Below are 19,425 nucleotides of genomic sequence, written 5' to 3' on the forward strand. Positions count from 1 at the left end.
TCGTTCCGTAACGGCAAGGTCAGGCGAACGGCGCGTTCAGACGCACGATCGTCCAGTTGAGGAAGGCGGCAAAGCTGACCCACAGGAAATAGGGCACGATCAGTAAAGCCGCGAATGGCGAAATCGGCCACAGCCCGATGAGCAAGGCGACCAGCGACGCCCACAGGAACACCACTTCGCCGAGTGCCCAATCGGGTCGTCTGAGCGCGAAGAACAAGGGGCTCCACAGAAAATGGCAGGCCGCATTGACCGCGAACAGGATGATGATCGACGTGCGGGCGGCGGCATCGGGCGCGGCGGTCCAGGCGATCGCGGCGGACCAGGCCGCCAGCCCGAGGATGATCGTCCAGGCCGGCCCGAATGCCCAGCCCGGCGGCTGCCAGCTCGGCTTGCGCAAAGTGTTGTACCAGCTGCCGATCGGCGTCGCCAAGCCGCCGGCCACGAGCAGGGCAGCCGCGCAGCCGCCGGAAACGTAAAGAGGATTCATCGGGGTCCAATCGTCTTGACGCCCCCCATGCCGCGGCCAAGATTCTGGGGAGTGTCCACTTGTCGTGTGTCCAACGCATGATACACCGTGTGGATGCGTGTGTCTTTCCCCTTCTCCGCGATCGTCGGTCAGGACGAGATGAAATTGGCGCTGTTGCTGGCTGCCGTTGATGCGCGGATCGGCGGAGTGATGGTGTTTGGCGATCGCGGTACGGGGAAATCGACCGCGGTGCGCGCGTTGGCGGCGTTGTTGCCCCCCGTCTCTGCGGCGCTCGCCGGTTTCCACGCAGAAGGATCGGCGCCGCCTGCCCCCAAGGCGACGGTTCCGGTGCCGTTCGTCGATTTGCCGCTCGGCGCGACCGAGGACCGCGTGGTCGGCGCGCTCGATCTCGAACGCGCGCTGGGGGCGGGGGTCAAGGCGTTCGAGCCGGGCTTGCTCGCGCGGGCGAATGGCGGGTTCCTCTATATCGATGAAGTCAATCTGCTCGAGGATCATATCGTCGATTTGCTGCTCGACGTGGCGGCATCGGGCGAGAATGTCGTCGAACGCGAGGGTCTGTCGGTGCGGCATCCGGCGCGGTTCGTGCTGGTCGGCAGCGGCAATCCGGAAGAAGGCGAACTCCGCCCGCAATTGCTCGATCGATTCGGCCTGTCGGTCGAAGTGCGTACGCCGCAGGATTTGGCAAGCCGCGTGGAAATCCTCAAACGTTGCGATGCGTTCGAGCGGACGCCTGTGGACTTTGCCGAAGTCTGGCGCGCGGCCGAGAAGAAGACGCTCAAGCAAATCGCGCGCGGGCGCGCTGGCCTGGCGAAGGTCGCGATGTCCGATGCGATGCTGGCGCGGGCGTCGGGCTTGTGCATGGCGGTGGGGGCCGATGGCCTGCGCGGGGAGCTGACGCTGATGCGCGCGGCGCGCGCGCTGGCGGCATTGGAAGGCAAGCTAGAGGTGACGCCTGACCATATCGCGCGCGTCGCCCCGCTCGCGTTGCGGCACCGGCTGCGGCGTGGGGTGCTCGACGAGACCGGCTCGACGGTCCGGATCGAGCGCGCGTTGGACGAACTGGCGGCGGCGTGAGCGCGGACGGCCCCGTCGGATCTGGGGTTCGATCCGGGGCATTCGACGATGCGATGCTGGCGGCGCAGCTTTGCGCGTTCGATCCGGTTGGGCTCGGCGGCATGATCTTGCGCGGCGGCGGTGAGGTGCGCGACGCAGTGGTTGCGGCCCTGCGCGACGCGTTACCCGAGGGCGCACCGGTGCGGCGCATTCCGGCGCATGTCGATGATGATGCGCTGCTCGGCGGGCTCGATCTCGGCGCGACGCTCGCGCTTGGGCGGCCGGTGCGGCAGGCCGGCGTGCTGGCGGCGGCGGATGGCGGGCTGGTGGCGCTGCCGATGGCCGAGCGGATGAGCGATGCGACGGGGGCGCGGATTGCGTCGGTGCTTGATGCGGGGTCGGTCGAGGGATTGGAGGCGCAGTTCGTACTGGTCGCGCTCGACGATGGGGTCGATGAGGAAGAGCCGCCGCACGCGCTGGTCGAGCGGCTGGCGTTTCGGATCGATCTGTCGGACGTGCGGCTTCCGATAGATTTACCCCTTCCGCCTTCCCCCGCGAAGGGCGAGGCCCAGTCGCGGGACGACGATGATCAAGCGCCGTCCTCACCAATTAAAGCGTCCGCGGCTAGGCCCCGCCCTTCGCCGGGGAAGGAAACAGGGGCAAAGATTGGGGAAGGCGAAGTCTTCGCGACCCTTGCCGCCGCGTCGCTGGCTTTGGGAATTGATTCGGCGCGCGCGCCGCTGTTCGCGCTGCGCACAGCGCGCGCCGCGGCGGCGCTAGCCGGGCGCGAGGCGATGGCCGAGGAAGACGTGATTCTCGCGGTGCGGCTCGTCCTCGGTCCGCGCGCGACGCGCTTTCCCGCACCGCCCGAGGCGGAACAGGACATGCCCGAGGACGCCCCGCTCCCACCGCCGCCGCCCGAAACCGACTCGGGGGAGGAGGAGCAAGGCGAGCCAAAACCCCCCGAGGATGTTGTGCTCGAAGCAGCGCTCGCGTCGCTGCCGCGCGATGTGCTCGAAAAGCTTGCGGCGGGGCGCGGTCGGCGGCGCGCGGGCGCGGCACGCGGCAAGGGCGAGCGGCGCACATCGCTGCAGCGCGGGCGGCCGATGAGCGCGCGCGCCGGGGTGCCGCGCGGGGGGCTGCGACTCAGCCTGATCGACACGCTGCGCGCGGCGGCCCCATGGCAGGGCTTGCGGGACCGGGGCGACGGCCCGATCCGCATCCGCCGCAACGATTTGCGGATTCGTCGTTTCGAGACGCGCGCGGAAACACTGACGATCTTCGCGGTCGATGCTTCGGGATCGGCGGCGGCGGCGCGGCTGGCCGAGGCGAAGGGTGCGGTCGAACTGTTGCTGGCCGAAGCTTATGTGAAGCGCGCGCACGTCGCGCTGGTGGCGTTCCGCGGGACCACCGCCGAAATTTTGCTGCCGCCGACGCGGTCGCTGACGCGCGCGCGTCGCGCGCTGGCGGAATTGCCGGGGGGTGGGGGAACACCGCTGTCGATCGGGCTCGATGCCGCGCGCGAGCTGGCCGAGGCGGCGCGGGCGCGCGGACGCACCCCCTTCATCGTCGTGCTGACCGACGGCCGCGCCAATATCGCCGCCGATGGCAGCACGGTGCGCGCGCGGGCCGAACAGGATGCCGAGCAAGCCGCGCGCGCGATCGGCCAGGCCGGGATCGGCGCAGCGTTCGTCGATACATCGGCGCGACCCCGGCCCGAGGGCGCGCGGCTCGCGCTGGCGATGGGTGCGCGCTATTTGCCGCTGCCGCGCGCCGATGCCGCGATGATGCACCGGGCCGTCGCAGCGGTGCAGGCAGCGTGAGCAAGCCCGAGTGGAACGTCGAGGGCCGCGACTGGCCCAACCGCGCCACCAGCCGTTTCGCCGATACCGGCCGGATGCGTTGGCATGTGCAGGTGGCGGGAAGCGGCCCGGTGTTGTTACTGCTCCACGGGACGGGGGCCGCGACGCATAGCTGGCGCGATCTTCTGCCGTTGCTGGCAGAGCATTTCACCGTCGTCGCGCCCGATTTGCCGGGGCACGGCTTTACCACCGGGCGTCCGTCCGGCGGGCTGTCGATGGTCGGCATGGCGCGCGCGGTTGGCGAGCTGATGACGAAGCTCGATCTCGCCCCCGATATGGTTGTCGGGCATTCCGCCGGGGCTGCGATCGCGCTGCGGATGGTGCTCGACGGGGTTATCGCGCCACAGGCCGTGATCGGTCTGAACTCGGCGTTGATGCCGTTTCCCGGTCTTGCCGCGAAGCTCTTCCCGACGCTGGCGCGGATGCTGTTCGTCAATCCGTTTGCGCCGCACCTCTTCGCCGCAATGGCGCGCGGGCCGGGCGAGGCGGGGCGCTTTCTGGAACGCGCCACTGGATCGCGAATCGATGGCGCGGGGGTCGATTTCTACCGGCGGCTGTTCGCCACATCGGACCATTGCGCGGGCGCGCTGACGATGATGGCGGCGTGGGACCTCGAAGCGCTATCGCGCGACTTGCCGCGCATCCGCGTGCCGGTCCGGTTCGTACACGGTTCCGGCGATGCGGCGATTCCGCTGGCGTCGGTCAACGACGCGGCGGCGCTGATTCCGGGCACCCGAGTCGAAGTCCTGCCCGACCTCGGCCATCTCGCGCATGAGGAACGGCCGGACGAGGTCGCGCGGCTGATCGGCGATTTCGCGCAGGCGGTAGCAGTGCGGGAGTAGGACGATGATCGGCAACAACCTCGGGATCATCGAAATGGCGATGACGGGTGTGCTCGTGCTCGGCTTCTGCCTGTATCAATATGTCGCGATGACGCGCGCCATCGCCCGCAGCAAGCGCGACCGTGACGCCTCAGCGGGCAGCGCGGGGCATGCGCATGGTGAGCATCGACTGGACGATCGGTGAGCGGAACCTTCCGAGCGACAGGCTTTCGTGCACCGCACGCACGTCTTCGCCGAACAGCCGCGTATCGATCGCCGAGCGCGCGTAGAAGGGCGCGTCGACCCAGGTCTTGACCACCTTGGGCTGATAGCCGGGATCGGCGCGAGTGAGGCGGTCGATCAGCCAGCCAGTGCGCGTGAGCGCCGCGGTCGGCGGTGGCGCGACGTCGGTCCAATTGCCCTGCCGGTCCATCCTGAGCGCCAGATCGAAGGGCGTGCCATCGACGCGGCGGCCCTCATAGAGCACCGCCACGTCGTTCTTGAGATGCGCGCGCGACCAGTGCCAGTCGTCGAAACCGGCCTCGAGCGGCTCCGCGCCGAAATTCGAATCGAAATAGCCGCCACCCGACCAGCTTACGCCGGGGTGGGTCATGTCGACTTCGACGCGCGCGCGGGGTGCGACCGGATGCCAGCGATGCTTGCCCAGCGGATCGAGGTGGAAACCGGTGGTCCCGATCATCTCGGGATAGACGCGGACTTGCCCGCGCACCGGATAGGGGAGCGGGGCCGATGTCTCGGCGATGTCGATCACCAGCACGTCGCCGTCCCAATGCAGCGAGCTCGGGCCGATCGCGAGGTGATCGGCATCGCGGCGGACGCTGGTGCTCGGGCGTTCGGTCATCGCCCACGCCTTGCCGCGCGGGCCGGTCATCGACACGTTGATCGCGCAGTGGTTTTCCGGGCTGTGGCGCCCGCTCAGCTTGTAATAGGGCGAGAAGACGCTGCCGATAAAGGCGATGATCGTGAGCCCGTAACGCCCGCCATCGGGTCCCGCGGCGTCGCTGAAGGCGTCGATATACCACCAGGCATAGCCGTTCGCGTCGACCTGTACGTCGAACCGAGGTCCTTGAGCAGGATATCGACGGCTAGGCCGCCGCTGAGCGCCGCCATCGGGACGCCGGCGCCCGGGTGCGTGCTCCCGCCCGCGCAATAAAGACCAGGGATCGCTGTCCGGGCGCCGGGCCGGCGGAAGGACGCCGCCCATCCGTGCGAGGCCCGTCCATAAAGGGCTCCACCCGTCGAAGGGAACAGCGTTTCGAACTCCATCGGCGTCGTAAGCGTCGTTGCCGCCGGCGATAGCACCACCGAGAGCCCGGCCCTTGCCAAACTCTCCAGCATCCGGACTTGGCATGTGTCGATCTCCGCTTGGGTGAATCCGGGGCCGTCGCCGATCGGCGGGGCATTGACGAGAATCTGCAACCGCTCGGGCCCGGCGGGGCCATTGCCAGCGCCATCGCGGTCCTGCGCGCAGACATAGACGGTCGGCATATCGGGCAGGCGCTTGGCGGCGAGCTGATCGAACTCCGCCGCATAATCGTCCGAGAAGATCACGTTATGGTGTAGCAGCGGGAAACCGCTGGTTTGCGCTTGCGCTGTCCAGACCATCGCCCCGAGCGAGCGCGCGGCGCGATCCGTCGGAGGAACGGCGGACGCAACGGCCGCGCCGAAGCGGCCATCGGCAATCGCGGCGGGATCGGCATTGCAGATGATTGACCCGGCGCTTAGCCGCTCGCCGCTCGCCAGCACGACGCCAGAGGCGCGGCCCTGTGCGACCAGAATTTCGCGGACCGGTTCGCCATAGCGAAACTGCGCGCCGCCGCGCACCGCCAGCGCCTCCAAAGCACGCGCGAGCGCGTGCATACCACCGTCGAGCAGCCACACGCCGCTGGCCTCGACATGCGCGATCAGCATCAGCGTGGCGGGGCATTTGAACGGCGAGGAGCCGCAATAGGTGGCATAGCGGCCGAACAGCTGGCGCAGGCGCGGATCGCGGAAATGCTCGCCGAGCGCCTTCCATAAGGTTTCGAACGGCCGCTTGGTGATGAGCTCGCGGGGGTTAGCCAGACCCATTTGCCAGGCGAGCCCCATCGGCGTGCGCCGCTGGCTGCGCATGAAGGGGCGGTCGAGCCCGGTGAAGACTTGCTGCGCCTCGGCGCAGAATGCGCGGTATCCCCGCGCCTCGTCGGCTCCGGCAAAGGCACCGATCGCGTCGGCGCTCGCGTCGCGGTCGGCAAAGAGATCGAGCCGCGCATCGCCCCAGGCGTGACGGGCGAGCCGGGCGGTCGGACGCAGCGTTACGAAATCGTCGAGCGCGGCACCGCAGGCTTCAAAAATGCCGTCGAACACGTCGCGCATCGTGAACACCGTCGGGCCGCCGTCGATCTGCGCGGTGCCGGCGGCCACTTGCCGCATCTTGCCGCCGGGGGCATGCGCCGCTTCGACCACCGTCACGTCCAGCCCGCGCGCGGCAAGCAAAGCGGCGCTGGTCAGACCGCCCACCCCTGCGCCGATAACGATGGCTGTGTCGCGCTGCATTCGACTCCTAACGGCGATTGACGCTTATCGTGCATGCGTCCAATTGTTTGGACATATGAAGCTGACTAGACCCGATGACAACCGAAATTGGCGGGAACGCTGGATCGCTTGGCGCAATCGAATCCTTGCCGATCCGGGCTTTCAGCGCTTCGCCGTGCGCTTTCCGCTCACGCGCGGAATCGTCCGGGCGCGGGCGCGCACGATGTTCGATCTGGTGGCGGGTTTCACCTATTCGCAGACGATTGCGGCGTGTGTCGAGCTGGGTTTGCTTGAGTTGCTCGCGGCGGGGCCGTTGGCAATCGAGGAGATCGCCGCGCGAGTCGACGTGCCGGTTGAAGGGACCGAGCGCCTGTTGCGGGCGGCGGCGGCGCTGAACCTGACGCAGCGGCTCGATGCGACGCGCTGGGCGCTGGGCGCCGATGGCGCAGCGCTGCGCGGCAATGGCGGCATCGTCGAGATGGTTGCGCACCACCGCTTGCTCTATGCCGATTTGGCGGATCCGGTCGGCTTGCTGCGGCGCGGCGGCGGGGGCGGGCAGCTTGCGCATTATTGGACCTATGCCGAGCGCGCGGGCGAGGGCGACGGGGATGATGTCGCGGCCTATTCGCGGCTGATGGCGGCGTCGCAGCCGTTGGTGGCGCAGCATATTATCGACAGTTACGGCTTTGGGCGGCACGCCCGCATGCTCGATGTCGGGGGCGGTGAGGCACGCTTCGTGCGCGCGGTGGCGGCGCGCGTGCCGCGACTCGCGCTGTCGATGTTCGATCTTCCCGCGGTCGGCGCGCGCGCGAAAGCGGCGCTGCTGGCGGCCGGACTCGGCAACCGAGTCGAGATTTTCGGCGGCAATTTTCTCGAGGACCCGCTGCCGCACGGGCATGACCTGATCACGCTGGTGCGCGTCCTGCACGATCATGACGATGCGCCCGCGCTCGCCTTGTTGCGCGCGGTCCATGCTGCCTTGCCGCCGGGCGGTACGCTGTTGATTGCCGAGCCGATGGCCGGAACACGCGGCGCGGAGCCGTCGGGCGATGCCTATTTCGGCCTGTACCTGTGGGCGATGGGGTCGGGCCGTCCCCGCACCGCAGACGAAATCCGCCGCATGCTGCGCATGACCGGCTTTGCCGAGTCGCGCATCGTTCCGACTGCCTTGCCGCTCACCGTTCGGATCATCGTCGCGACCCGATAGGCAAAATGCGTCAACACGAGTTGACAATATAAAGTGTCCAGATAGACTGACACTATAAGCAAACCCGATGATCGGGTGGTCGCGGCAGGGGAAGCTCGGTGGAAACACTGGCGGTAGTGTTGGAGGCTCCGGAGCGGTTGGCGCTCCGTGCACTTTCGCTCACCGCGCTGGGCTCCGCCGACGTGCTGATCGACGTCGCGCATAGCGGAATCAGTTCGGGTACCGAGAAATTGCTGTGGTCGGGCAAAATGCCGGCCTTCCCGGGCATGGGCTATCCGCTGGTGCCGGGCTACGAATCGGTCGGACGGATCGTCGATGCCGGTGCTGAAGTGCGCGGGCGGATCGGCGAGTGGGTCTTCGTACCCGGTGCGAATTGCTATGAAGGCGCGCGTGGTTTGTTCGGGGGAACGGCGCAACGCGTGGTGATGCCCTCGGCGCGCGCGCTGCCGGTCGCCGAATCGCTCGGGCGCGACGGCATTCTGACCGCGCTCGCTGCAACCGCTTATCATGCGGTCGTGGGCGGAAAGGCCCCGGATTTGGTGATCGGCCACGGCATTGTTGGACGGCTGATCGCGCGGATTGTGGTCGCGCTGGGCGCGCCTGCACCGACGGTGTGGGAAACCAATCCGAATCGCCGTGATGCTGCTGGCTATACCGTGATCGACCCTCCTGCCGATGCGCGCCGCGATTATGCGACGATCTGCGACGCGAGCGGCGCGCCCGACATTCTCGACCTGCTCGTGCCGCGCCTGACCAAGGGCGGGGAGATCGTGCTGGCGGGTTTCTACGACCGGCTGAGCTTCGCCTTTCCGCCGGCCTTCATGCGCGAAGCGCGGATGCGCATTTCGGCCGAATTTACCCCCGCCGACGTGGCCGCGACCAATGCGCTGGTCGCTTCGGGCGCGCTGCGTTTTGATGGGCTGATCAGCCATGTCCGCCCCGCGAGCGAAGCGGCCGACGCTTATCCCGCCGCGTTTGGCGACTCGACTTGTCTGAAGATGGTGCTCGATTGGAGTCATGTATGACGATGCTAGATCTCGGCTCCTTGCGCGATGAAGCGCACGAAGAGCCCGATCCCGTCCATACGGGTCCGATCACCAAGGAAACGCAGATCATCGCGATCTACGGTAAGGGCGGCTCGGGCAAATCCTTCGCGCTCGCCAATTTGAGCTACATGATGGCGCAGCAAGGCAAGCGCGTTTTGCTGATCGGTTGCGATCCCAAGAGCGATACCACTTCGCTATTGTTCGGCGGGAAATCGACCCCGACGATCATCGAAACGTCGAGCAAGAAGAAGCTGGCGGGCGAAGAGATCGGCATCGAGGACGTCTGCTTCCAGCGCGACGGCGTGTTCGCGATGGAATTGGGCGGACCCGAGGTCGGGCGCGGCTGCGGCGGGCGCGGGATCATCCATGGTTTCGAGACGCTCGAGAAACTCGGTTTCCACGAATGGGGCTTCGATTACGTCCTGCTCGATTTCCTGGGGGACGTGGTGTGCGGTGGCTTCGGCCTGCCGATCGCGCGCGACATGTGCCAGAAGGTCATCGTCGTCGCCTCGAACGATTTGCAGTCGCTCTACGTTGCCAACAATGTTTGCAAGGCGGTGGAATATTTCCGCAAGATGGGCGGCAATGTTGGCGTCGCGGGGATGATCCTCAACAAGGATGACGGCACTGGCGAAGCGAATGCCTTTGCCGAAGCGGTCGGCATCCCAGTGCTGTGTGCGATTCCCGCGAATGAGCACATCCGCAAGAAAAGCGCGAATTATCAGATCATCGGCAAGCCCGGTGGCGAATGGGCGAGCCTGTTCGAGGAGCTGGCGGTCAACGTCGCCGAAGCGCCGCCGCTGCGCCCCGCGCCGCTCGATCAGGATGGGCTGCTCGGTTTGTTCTCGGCCGATGTGACGGGGGCGGATTATTCGCTCAAGCCCGCGAGCCAGGCCGATATGCGCGGCGTGGCATACGTGCCCAAGCCGACTTTGGAAGTGGTGTACGATGCCGTCTGAGGCTGGCCTCGATCTTGAAAAGCCCGTCCCTCTGGGAGGGGTTGGGGAGGGCGACGCGACACGCGTTCGCGATGTATTGCTGACGTCACCCTCCCCCGACCCCTCCCAGGGGGCGGGGGGTGGCTGCGCGAGCGGATCGACCTTGCGTGAGGCGGCCGAACTTGCGGGCAAGTCCGAGGTTCTCGCGCGCTATGACGCCGATTATCCCAAGGGACCACACGATCAGCCGCAATCGATGTGCCCGGCGTTCGGCAGCTTGCGCGTGGGTCTCAGGATGCGGCGCACCGCAACGATCCTGTCGGGATCGGCGTGCTGCGTGTACGGCCTGACCTTCACCTCGCACTTCTACGGCGCGAAGCGGACGGTCGGGTACGTGCCCTTCTCGTCGGAGACGCTGGTCACCGGCAAATTGTTCGAAGACATTCGCGACGCGGTGCATCAGATCGCCGATCCGGCGCTGTATGACACGATCATCGTCACCAATCTGTGCGTGCCGACGGCATCGGGCGTGCCGCTGCAATTGCTGCCCAAGGACATCAATGGCGTCCGCATCATCGGCATCGATGTGCCGGGTTTCGGCATTCCCACGCATGCCGAGGCAAAGGACGTGCTGGCGGGCGCAATGCTCAGCTATGCGCGCAAGGAGGCCGAACAGGGCCCGGTCGCCGCGCCGAAAGAACGCCCGGATCGTCCGACGATCACGCTGCTCGGCGAGATGTTTCCGGCGGACCCGCCCGGCATCGGGCTGATGCTCGAACCGCTGGGCTTGGCCGCAGGGCCAGTCGTCCCGACGCGCGAATGGCGCGAGCTGTATTCGGCGCTCGATTGCGCGGCGGTGGCGGCGATCCATCCCTTCTACACCGCGAGCGTCCGCGAATTCGAAGCCGCCGGGCGGACCGTTGTCGGATCGGCCCCGGTCGGGCGCGATGGCACGGCGGCATGGCTCGACGCGATCGGCGCGGCCTGTGGCATCGCGCAGGACAAGATCGACGCGTCGAAAAACAAGTTCCTGCCCGCGATCGCAGGCGCGCTCGCCGCCAAGCCGATCAAGGGACGCATCACCGTGTCGGGCTATGAAGGCTCCGAATTGCTCGTCGCGCGGCTGTTAATCGAAAGCGGCGCGGAGGTGCCCTACGTCGGCACCGCTTGTCCGCGTACGGTGTGGTCCGATCCCGACCGCGAATGGCTCGAGGCGCATGGCTGCCGCGTGCAATATCGTGCGAGCCTGGAGCAGGATATCGCCGCGGTCGAGGAACATGGCCCCGATCTCGCGATCGGCACCACGCCCGTCGTCCAGCACGCCAAGCAAAAGGCGATCCCGGCGCTCTATTTCACCAACCTCATCTCAGCGCGCCCGCTGATGGGGCCGGCGGGTGCGGGCAGCCTGGCGATGGTGGTGAATGCGGCGCTCGCCAACCAGCACCGCTTCGACACGATGAAGGCGTTTTTCGAGGGCGTCGGCACCGGGTCGACCGCCGGCGTGTGGGAAAACACGCCGGTCGATCGTCCCGAATTCAAGGCGAAATATGCCGCCAAGCGGATTGCGGCGGCCAAGGCCGAGGAGCATATCGGCACATGACCCTCATTCTCGATCACGATCGGGCCGGTGGTTACTGGGGCGCAGTCTATGCGTTCACGGCAATCAAGGGCTTGCAGGTCATCATCGATGGCCCGGTGGGTTGCGAGAATCTGCCGGTTACATCGGTGCTGCATTACACCGACGGCCTGCCGCCGCATGAGCTGCCGATAGTCGTGACGGGATTGGGCGAGCAAGAGCTAGGCCGGGACGGCACCGAAGGCGCGATGAAGCGCGCCTGGGCGACGCTCGATCCCGATCTGCCCGCGGTCGTCGTCACCGGCTCGATCGCCGAGATGATCGGCGGCGGCGTCACGCCCGAGGGCACCAATATCCAGCGCTTTCTGCCACGCACGATCGACGAGGATCAGTGGCAATCGGGCGACCGCGCGCTGACCTGGCTGTGGACGCAGTTCGGCCCGAAGAAGGTCCCCGCGCTGCGTCCCCTGAAGGAGGGCGAGCGGCCCAAGGTCAACATCATCGGGCCGATGTATGGCAGTTTCAACATGCCGTCCGATCTGGCCGAAATTCGCCGCCTGATCGAAGGGATTGGTGCCGATGTCGGAATGGTCTTCCCGCTCGGCAGCCATCTTGCCGATGTGCGCAAGCTGGCCGATGCGGCGGTCAACGTCTGCATGTATCGCGAGTTCGGTCGCGGATTGTGCGAGGCGCTCGAGCGGCCCTATCTCCAGGCACCGATCGGGTTGCAGAGTACGACGCTGTTCCTGCGCAAGCTGGGCGAGCTGATCGGGCTCGACCCCGAACCTTTTATCGAACGCGAGAAGCACACCACGATCAAGCCGCTCTGGGATCTGTGGCGCTCGGTCACGCAGGATTTCTTCGCAACCGCCAGCTTCGGCATCGTCGCGACTGAGACGTATGCGCGGGGGATCCGCAATTTCCTCGAGAACGACATGGGGCTGCCCTGTACGTTCTCGTTCAACCGCTCCGCCGGGATCAAGCCCGACAATCAGGCGGTGATCGACGCGCTTAGGACCAATCCGCCGCTCATTATGTTCGGCAGTTTCAACGAGCGGATGTATATGGCCGAGGCCGGTTCGCGCGGCGTGTATATCCCGGCCAGCTTCCCCGGCGCGGTGATCCGCCGCCACACCGGCACGCCGTTCATGGGCTATGCCGGGGCGACTTACCTGATCCAGGAAGTGTGCAACGCACTGTTCGACGCGCTCTTCCACATCATCCCGCTCGCCGGACAGCTCGACAAGATCGAGGCAACGCCGGCGCGGATCGAACGCGAAGTGGCGTGGGACGATGCCGCCAAGGCTGCGCTCGACGAAGTGGTCGAGCGCGAGCCCGTGCTCGTGCGCATTTCCGCCGCCAAACGCATCCGCGATGCCGCCGAACGCGGCGCACGCCGCGCCGGCGAGACACGCGTGACGGCGGAACGGCTTGCCGGTGCCATCACTGAAAGCCGCGGCGGGTGACCGCGCGAGCCAGCCATCTCCGCACGACCGTGCGGATCAGCCGATCTTCGCGGTGCTCTGCGCTGCGTGGATGCCGTCGGGGGACGCGTGCCGCGCGCCTTATCTCGCCGGTTCGAACGACACAGAAGGAGCGAGCGATATGAGTGACGAAAGAATGGGACCGGGCACCTACCTGACGCCCGATGAAGCGAAGGAGTTTCACAAACTCTTCGTGCTGAGCATGGGCTTTTTCGTGGTGGTTGCGATCATCGCCCATATCCTCGTGTGGCAATGGCGCCCGTGGTTCCCGGGTACTGAGCCTTACAAGGCAGGCTTGGCCGCTGTGGCGCCCATCCAAGCGCCCATTGCCAGCAAAAGCTAAGGAGAAAATACCATGTGGAGAATGTGGGTAACTTTTGACCCTCGCCGGGTCCTCACCGCGCTCGCCGTGTTCTTGTTCACGCTGGCGATCCTGATTCACTTCATCCTGCTGAGCACCAACCGGTATAACTGGCTTGAGGCTCCGAATCCGACTGCTCCCGCAGCAGCGGTAGCAGCACCAGCCGCGCCCTGACGGACTCGGCTGACAGTCAATGTCGTAATATCTACGACGAGGCGGACGTGACCTGATTGGCGCCGAGCGCGCCCAGGTCCGTCCAGTCCTCCACCTTTTCGAATTTTGTCGATCTCGCCGCTGACCGGTGGGGGGGAAGGAGCGGGTCCATGGCACTCTTGAGCTTTGAACGGAAATACCGGGTTAGGGGCGGGACGCTCGTGGGCGGCGATCTGTTCGATTTTTGGATCGGCCCCTTCTATGTCGGCTTTTTCGGGGTCACGACCGCATTTTTTGCCGGGCTCGGCACCGCGCTGATCTTTTACGGCGCGTCGCTTGGGCCGACGTGGAACCCGTGGCTGATCAGCATCGCGCCGCCCGATATCCGTTACGGTCTGGGCTTCGCGCCGCTCAAGGCGGGGGGCTTGTGGCAAATCATCACGATTTGCGCGGTCGGGGCGTTCTGCTCCTGGGCGCTGCGCGAGGTCGAGATTTGTCGCAAGCTTGGTATGGGCTATCATGTGCCGATCGCGTTCGGCGTGGCGATTTTCGCTTATGTCAGCCTGGTGGTGATCCGCCCGATCCTGCTGGGGGCGTGGGGCTTCGGCTTCCCGTACGGCATTTTCAGCCATCTCGATTGGGTGTCGAACACCGGCTACCAATATCTGCACTTCCATTATAACCCGGCGCACATGATCGCGGTCAGCTTCTTCTTCACGACGACGCTGGCGCTCGCGCTGCATGGCGGGCTGGTGCTCTCGGCGGTCAATCCGCGGGAGGGCCCCAATGGAGAATTGGGGGAGGTCAAATCTCCCGAATATGAAGACGCCTTCTTCCGCGATACGATCGGCTATTCGGTCGGCACGCTCGGCATTCACCGGGTTGGCCTGTTCCTCGCGCTTTCGGCGGGCTTCTGGAGCGCCATTTGCATCATCATCAGCGGCCCGCTCTGGACGCGCGGCTGGCCTGAATGGTGGAGCTGGTGGCTCAATCTGCCGATCTGGGCTTGAGAGGATCGCGAACAATGGCAAGCTATCAGAACATCTTCACCCAAGTTCAGCTACGCGCGGCCCCCGAAATGGGCCCGCCGATGGCACCGGGGAATTTCGCGCGCACCAACGCGGGGGGCTTCTCCTATCTGTTGGGCAAGATCGGCAATGCGCAGATCGGTCCGATCTATCTCGGCTGGCTCGGCGTTTTCTCGCTGGTCTTCGGGCTGATCGCGTTTGAGATTATCGGTCTCAACATGCTCGCCTCGGTCAATTGGAGCCCGGTCCAGTTCGTCCGCCAGCTCTTCTGGCTGTCGCTTGAGCCGCCGGCGCCCAAATATGGCTTCTCGCCGTTCGTGCCGCTCGCCGATGGTGGCTGGTTCATCCTGACCGGCATGTTCTTCAGTGCCTCGGTCTTGCTCTGGTGGTTGCGCACCTATCGCCGCGCGGTCGCGCTCGGCATGGGAACGCATGTTTCCTGGGCCTTCTTGAGCGCGATCTGGCTGATGCTGGTGCTCGGCTTCATCCGCCCGATGCTGATGGGCAGCTGGTCGGAAGCGGTGCCCTACGGCATCTTCCCGCATCTCGATTGGACCGCGGCGTTCTCGATCCGCTACGGCAATCTGTTCTACAACCCGTTCCACGCGCTTTCGATCGCGTTCCTTTACGGATCGACGCTGCTCTTCGCGATGCACGGCGCGACCATTCTCGCGGTCGGTCGCTATGGCGGCGAGCGCGAGATCGAGCAGATCACCGATCGCGGGACCGCCTCCGAACGCGCCGCCTTATTCTGGCGTTGGACGATGGGGTTCAACGCCACGATGGAATCGATCCACCGCTGGGCCTGGTGGTTTGCGGTGCTGACGACGCTCACGGGCGGGATCGGCATCCTGCTGACGGGCACCGTCGTCGATAACTGGTATCTCTGGGCACAGCAGCATGGCTATGCGCCAGCCTATCCCAGCACCGGTGTCGTCGATCCAGCCACTTTGCCGGGAGCACCGCAATGATCCGCGTCGCCACCATCACCAGCTCGATCACCTGCGGCGTCCTGCTCGTCGCGCTCGCCGGGTGCGAATTCGGCCCCAAGGCGATCGAGCAGACCGGCTATCGCGGCACCGGCGGCGATCAGATCATCGCCAAGAAGCGGTTGATCGCGCAGCCGATCCCCGCGCCGCCTTACGACTTGCCGGCCGATGGCGGGCCGACCGCGGCGCAGACGTATCAGAACGTCAAGGTGGCGGGGGCGATGAGCGCCGAGCGCTTCAACCACCTGATGGCATCGATGAACCAATGGGTTGCGCCGCAGACGGGCGACCCGACCAAGGTCGGCTGCAATTACTGCCATAATCCCGAAAACATGGCATCGGACGAGAAGTACACCAAGGTCGTCGCGCGGCGGATGTTGCAGATGACACTCAACATCAACGCGAACTGGTCGTCGCACGTCAAGGCAACCGGAGTCACCTGCTATACCTGCCATCGCGGCTATGCTGTCCCCCGCAATGTCTGGGCCCGCGCCGATGCGCCAGGCGAACCGACGCGGATCATGGGCAACAAGCATGGGCAGGATACCCCGACGCCGACCACCGGCTATGCGTCGCTGCCGTATGACAGCTTCTCCTCTTATCTCGGCGCGAACGGCAATATTCGCGTCGCGGGCAAGACGCCGCTGCGCACCGCACCGGCCGGTGCCTCGATCGCGCGCACCGAAAAGACCTATGGCCTGATGGTCCACATGTCGTCGGCGCTCAACGTCAACTGCACTTTCTGCCACAACACCGATTCGTTCGGCAGCTGGTCGAACAGTCGGCCGCAGCGCGTGACCGCCTGGTATGGCATCCGCATGGTTCGAAACGTTAACGAAGCGTATATCGGCTCGCTGACCTCGGTCTTCCCGGCCAATCGCAAAGGGCCGCATGGTGACGTGTACAAGGTCAATTGCACGACGTGCCACCAGGGATTGAACAAGCCGCTGGGTGGGGTCAGCATGCTGAAGGATTATCCGTATCTGGCCAAGCCGACGCTTGCGCCAGCGGTGGTCCCGGCGACGCCGACTGCTCCCAGGGCGGCACCGACGACGACGGCAGCCGTTGCGCCCGGTGCAGCGGCCGTCGGAACAGTCGGCGGAAACTGACCGCCACGCGACAGGCTTTACCGGTCAGGCCGTCGAGGCACGATGAAACTGTTTGAGATCATCGTTGTCCTCCACGTCCTGGCCGGCGCGACCGGGCTGATTTGCTTTTGGATCCCAATCGCCGCGCGCAAGGGCAGCGTTGCGCATCGCAAATGGGGCCGGGTGGCAAGCCTTGCCTTCATGGCGGCGGGCGCGCTCGCCGTCGCGATGGCGCTGTTGTCGTTGTATGGCTCAGAACAGCGGCTGCCGATGATCACCGATCGCATCCTGTTCCGCGGGCTGTTCGGCTGGATGATGCTGTATCTTGGCATCCTGACGATTAGCTTTGCCGATTATGGCCTGTCGGTCGTGCGGCATCGCGCCAGCCGGGCGGGGCTGCGCACGGCGCGGCATCAATTGCTCTTTGCCGCTGTTATCGTCTCGGCGCTTAATTGCGGGCTTTATGGCCTGACGACGGGCGAGCCGCTGATGGCGCTGGTCGCGACGATTGGGCTGGTCGCGGTCACGACGCAACTCTTCTACATCTGGCGCCCGAACGTGACGCGTGGCGCGCCTGTCGCAGAGCATTTTCGCTCGCTGCTCGGCATGGGAATCTCGGCCTACACCGCGTTTCTATCGGTCGGATTGATCCGGCTGGTGCCCGATCATGTCTTCAATCCGGTGATCTGGGCGATTCCGAGCACGGTCGGCGTCGCGCTGATCCTCGCTTTTACCCTCAAGGCGCGTAAGGCGCGGGGCGGCGGTCGCGCACCGCAGATTCGCTAGGTCGCCTAGTGAAAGGCGCGGGTCAGCGTGGCCGGAATGTCCCGATCATAGCCTTTGCCGTGTGACAGGATGATCCGCTGCGGGGCCCAGCGCAGCATATGGGCCAGTGCTTCGCGCGCCCGGTCGCGGTTGCCGCGTGCGGCGATGCGGACATCGAGCGAGGTTTGTCCACCCGGTCCAGTCGAGCCGCCGATGCGCAAGATCGTGCGCAGGAACGGGTTTGGGATGCGGTCGGCCTCGAAATTCTGCACCAGGTCGGTAACGATCAGCGTGGCGCTCGCGCGGTGGAAGAAGAGCGTTTCGGCAAAGCGGCCGAGATCGACGTGGAACTGGTCCAGATCGGCGCGCCAGTCTGGGGGCGCTTCGTTTGCCAGAGGAATCGGCGGATCGGGCAGCGGCGGGAGCTTCGCGATGACATCGGGTGAGACGTGGCACGCGGCGGCGGGATAGGCGGTGGCCCAGGTGGCGACATGGCTATAGTGGTAGCTGTTCGGCGCGACAATCCACGCCACGGTGCCCAGCGCCGCTAACCGCCTGCCAAGATCAGCCGAATACACTGTCGGCGAATGGAGCCACAGGGCCGTGCCGATCCGCATGACCGTCATCCGCGTCGGGCAGGGTAGCGTTAGCCCGGCGAAACGGTAACCGATCTCCGGGCCATCGACGACCCAAAGGTCGTCGGCGACCCGCACTGGCTCCGACTGTGGCAGATACGGGACGTAGCCGGGACGCGACATAGATCGACGGTCCGTTCGCAGCGCCGCCCGGGTCGATCAGGCCGCCATCGCCCGCCGCGCCAGCGCGCATTGCGACCAGATTTCGGAGAGCGCCGTCACCAGCCGGTCGATATCGCCGTCGGTATGCACCGGCGACGGCGTGATCCGCAGCCGCTCGGTGCCCATCGGCACGGTCGGATAATTGATCGGCTGGACATAGATGCCGTGATGCTCGAGCAGCCAGTCGCTGATCATTTTGCACTTGTGCGCATCGCCGACCATGATCGGGATGATGTGGCTGGGATTGTCGAGCGTCGGAATGCCCATCGCGTCGAGCCGCCGCCGCACATGCGCGACGCGCTCCTGATGCTGCGTGCGTTCGACAGTGCTCACCTTCAGATGGCGGATGCTGGCGCAGGCCCCGGCGGCGATCGCGGGCGGCAAGGCGGTCGAGAAGATGAAGCCGCTGGCGAAACTGCGCACGAAATCGCACAACGCCGCCGAGGCCGCGATATAGCCGCCCATCACGCCGAACGCCTTGCCGAGCGTGCCTTCGATCACGTCGATCCGGTCCATCAGCCCTTCGCGTTCTGCCACGCCGCCGCCGCGCGGGCCATAGAGCCCGACGCCGTGGACTTCGTCGATATAGGAGAGTGCGCCATGCTTTTCGCAGACGTCGAGGATCTCGGCGATCGGTGCGATGTCGCCGTCCATCGAATAGACGCTTTCGAACGCAACCAGCTTCGGGCGGCCAGGCTCGATCGTGGCGAGCAGCCGGTCAAGATCCGCAGGATCGTTATGTTTGAAGCGCAGACACTCGGCGCGGCTGTGGCGAATCCCCTCGATCATCGAGGCATGGTTGAGCGCATCCGACAGCACCACACAGTTTGGCATCCGCGCGGCGAGCGTGCCGAGCGCGGCCCAGTTCGACACATAGCCCGAGGTGAACAGCAAAGCCGCTTCCTTGCCGTGCAGATCGGCGAGTTCGGCTTCGAGCTGGACATGCTGGTGCGTCGTCCCCGAAATGTTGCGTGTGCCCCCTGCACCCGCACCGCACGAATCGAGCGTCTCATGCATTGCGGCGAGCACGGACGGGTGTTGCCCCATCCCGAGATAGTCATTGGAGCACCACACGGTCACTTCGTTGACGTCGCCATCGACATGGTGCCGGGCGCGCGGGAAGGAACCGGCGCGCCGCTCGAGCTCGGCGAAGATCCGGTAACGGCCATCGTCCTTGAGCGCGGTCAGCTCGGTCTGAAAGAATGACTGATAGTCCATTACTCTACCCTCCCCGA

20 protein-coding genes are annotated in these 19,425 nt (G+C 65.9%); 15 read left to right on the forward strand and 5 right to left on the reverse strand.

Annotated features, from left to right (window positions below):
• Positions 1-19 precede the first annotated feature (19 nt).
• Positions 20-487 carry a TspO/MBR family protein gene (locus IEV62_RS07490; protein ID WP_188446245.1) on the reverse strand — a complete coding sequence of 156 codons (468 nt, stop codon included), beginning with the start codon at positions 485-487 and terminating at the stop codon, positions 20-22.
• Positions 488-580: 93 nt separating this feature from the next.
• On the opposite strand from IEV62_RS07490, the gene IEV62_RS07495 reads away from it, so the two are divergent.
• The 4 genes from IEV62_RS07495 to IEV62_RS07510 are packed head-to-tail and all read left to right on the forward strand — an operon-like array spanning position 581 to position 4,428.
• The gene (locus tag IEV62_RS07495) at positions 581-1,561 is read left to right on the forward strand and encodes a magnesium chelatase ATPase subunit I (protein ID WP_188446246.1); all 981 of its coding nucleotides are present in this window, start codon (positions 581-583) and stop codon (positions 1,559-1,561) included.
• Entirely contained in the window at positions 1,558-3,363 is a 1,806-nt protein-coding gene (locus IEV62_RS07500) for a magnesium chelatase subunit D (protein WP_268234236.1), read from the forward strand. The genes IEV62_RS07495 and IEV62_RS07500 overlap by 4 nt, the downstream gene beginning before the upstream one ends.
• The gene (gene bchO / locus IEV62_RS07505; protein ID WP_188446247.1) at positions 3,360-4,244 is read left to right on the forward strand and encodes an alpha/beta fold hydrolase BchO; all 885 of its coding nucleotides are present in this window, start codon (positions 3,360-3,362) and stop codon (positions 4,242-4,244) included. The genes IEV62_RS07500 and bchO overlap by 4 nt, the downstream gene beginning before the upstream one ends.
• Before the next feature lie 4 nt (positions 4,245-4,248).
• Positions 4,249-4,428: a hypothetical protein gene (locus IEV62_RS07510; protein ID WP_188446248.1), complete on the forward strand. Its 180-nt coding sequence runs from the start codon at positions 4,249-4,251 to the stop codon at positions 4,426-4,428.
• Here IEV62_RS07510 and IEV62_RS07515 read toward each other — a convergent pair.
• Both IEV62_RS07515 and crtD read right to left on the reverse strand, forming a co-directional pair.
• Positions 4,375-5,259 carry a carotenoid 1,2-hydratase family protein gene (locus IEV62_RS07515; RefSeq protein ID WP_507772840.1) on the reverse strand — a complete coding sequence of 295 codons (885 nt, stop codon included), beginning with the start codon at positions 5,257-5,259 and terminating at the stop codon, positions 4,375-4,377. The two genes, IEV62_RS07510 and IEV62_RS07515, sit on opposite strands and share 54 nt — an antisense overlap.
• Complete coding sequence (crtD, locus tag IEV62_RS07520; RefSeq protein WP_188446250.1) at positions 5,160-6,779, reverse strand: 1-hydroxycarotenoid 3,4-desaturase CrtD; 1,620 nt, start codon at positions 6,777-6,779, stop codon at positions 5,160-5,162. Before crtD ends, IEV62_RS07515 begins: the two co-directional genes overlap by 100 nt.
• Positions 6,780-6,834: 55 nt before the next feature.
• Between crtD and IEV62_RS07525 the strand changes: the two genes are divergently transcribed.
• From IEV62_RS07525 to IEV62_RS07575, 11 genes are all read left to right on the forward strand, one after another.
• Entirely contained in the window at positions 6,835-7,965 is a 1,131-nt protein-coding gene (locus tag IEV62_RS07525; RefSeq protein WP_188446251.1) for a methyltransferase, read from the forward strand.
• Positions 7,966-8,063: 98 nt separating this feature from the next.
• A complete protein-coding gene (gene bchC, locus IEV62_RS07530; RefSeq protein ID WP_188446252.1) occupies positions 8,064-8,990 on the forward strand; it encodes a chlorophyll synthesis pathway protein BchC in 927 nt (308 codons plus the stop codon).
• The gene (locus IEV62_RS07535) at positions 8,987-9,970 is read left to right on the forward strand and encodes a chlorophyllide a reductase iron protein subunit X (protein WP_188446253.1); all 984 of its coding nucleotides are present in this window, start codon (positions 8,987-8,989) and stop codon (positions 9,968-9,970) included. The genes bchC and IEV62_RS07535 overlap by 4 nt, the downstream gene beginning before the upstream one ends.
• Complete coding sequence (bchY, locus tag IEV62_RS07540) at positions 9,960-11,549, forward strand: chlorophyllide a reductase subunit Y (protein ID WP_373868576.1); 1,590 nt, start codon at positions 9,960-9,962, stop codon at positions 11,547-11,549. The genes IEV62_RS07535 and bchY overlap by 11 nt, the downstream gene beginning before the upstream one ends.
• Positions 11,546-12,991, forward strand: coding sequence for a chlorophyllide a reductase subunit Z (bchZ, locus tag IEV62_RS07545; RefSeq protein WP_188446254.1), 1,446 nt, complete (start codon positions 11,546-11,548; stop codon positions 12,989-12,991). Before bchY ends, bchZ begins: the two co-directional genes overlap by 4 nt.
• Before the next feature lie 139 nt (positions 12,992-13,130).
• Positions 13,131-13,352 carry a light-harvesting antenna LH1, beta subunit gene (gene pufB, locus IEV62_RS07550; protein WP_188446255.1) on the forward strand — a complete coding sequence of 74 codons (222 nt, stop codon included), beginning with the start codon at positions 13,131-13,133 and terminating at the stop codon, positions 13,350-13,352.
• A gap of 12 nt (positions 13,353-13,364) precedes the next feature.
• On the forward strand, positions 13,365-13,544 hold the full coding sequence (gene pufA / locus IEV62_RS07555) for a light-harvesting antenna LH1, alpha subunit (protein WP_176497384.1): 180 nt from the start codon (positions 13,365-13,367) through the stop codon (positions 13,542-13,544).
• Positions 13,545-13,693: 149 nt separating this feature from the next.
• A complete protein-coding gene (pufL, locus tag IEV62_RS07560; protein ID WP_188446256.1) occupies positions 13,694-14,533 on the forward strand; it encodes a photosynthetic reaction center subunit L in 840 nt (279 codons plus the stop codon).
• Between the two features lie 14 nt (positions 14,534-14,547).
• Complete coding sequence (pufM, locus tag IEV62_RS07565; protein ID WP_188446257.1) at positions 14,548-15,522, forward strand: photosynthetic reaction center subunit M; 975 nt, start codon at positions 14,548-14,550, stop codon at positions 15,520-15,522.
• On the forward strand, positions 15,519-16,649 hold the full coding sequence (gene pufC, locus IEV62_RS07570; protein WP_188446258.1) for a photosynthetic reaction center cytochrome PufC: 1,131 nt from the start codon (positions 15,519-15,521) through the stop codon (positions 16,647-16,649). Before pufM ends, pufC begins: the two co-directional genes overlap by 4 nt.
• Before the next feature lie 42 nt (positions 16,650-16,691).
• On the forward strand, positions 16,692-17,414 hold the full coding sequence (locus tag IEV62_RS07575) for a hypothetical protein (protein ID WP_188446259.1): 723 nt from the start codon (positions 16,692-16,694) through the stop codon (positions 17,412-17,414).
• Between the two features lie 5 nt (positions 17,415-17,419).
• On the opposite strand, the gene IEV62_RS07580 is transcribed toward IEV62_RS07575, so the two are convergent.
• Both IEV62_RS07580 and hemA read right to left on the reverse strand, forming a co-directional pair.
• Positions 17,420-18,151 (reverse strand): DUF4336 domain-containing protein, encoded by a 732-nt coding sequence (locus IEV62_RS07580; protein WP_188446260.1) that lies wholly within the window; start codon positions 18,149-18,151, stop codon positions 17,420-17,422.
• Positions 18,152-18,187: 36 nt separating this feature from the next.
• Complete coding sequence (gene hemA, locus IEV62_RS07585; protein ID WP_188446261.1) at positions 18,188-19,408, reverse strand: 5-aminolevulinate synthase; 1,221 nt, start codon at positions 19,406-19,408, stop codon at positions 18,188-18,190.
• Positions 19,409-19,425: the final 17 nt, after the last annotated feature.

It is taken from the genome of Sphingomonas psychrolutea, assembly GCF_014636175.1.
Taxonomy (GTDB): domain Bacteria; phylum Pseudomonadota; class Alphaproteobacteria; order Sphingomonadales; family Sphingomonadaceae; genus Sphingomonas; species Sphingomonas psychrolutea.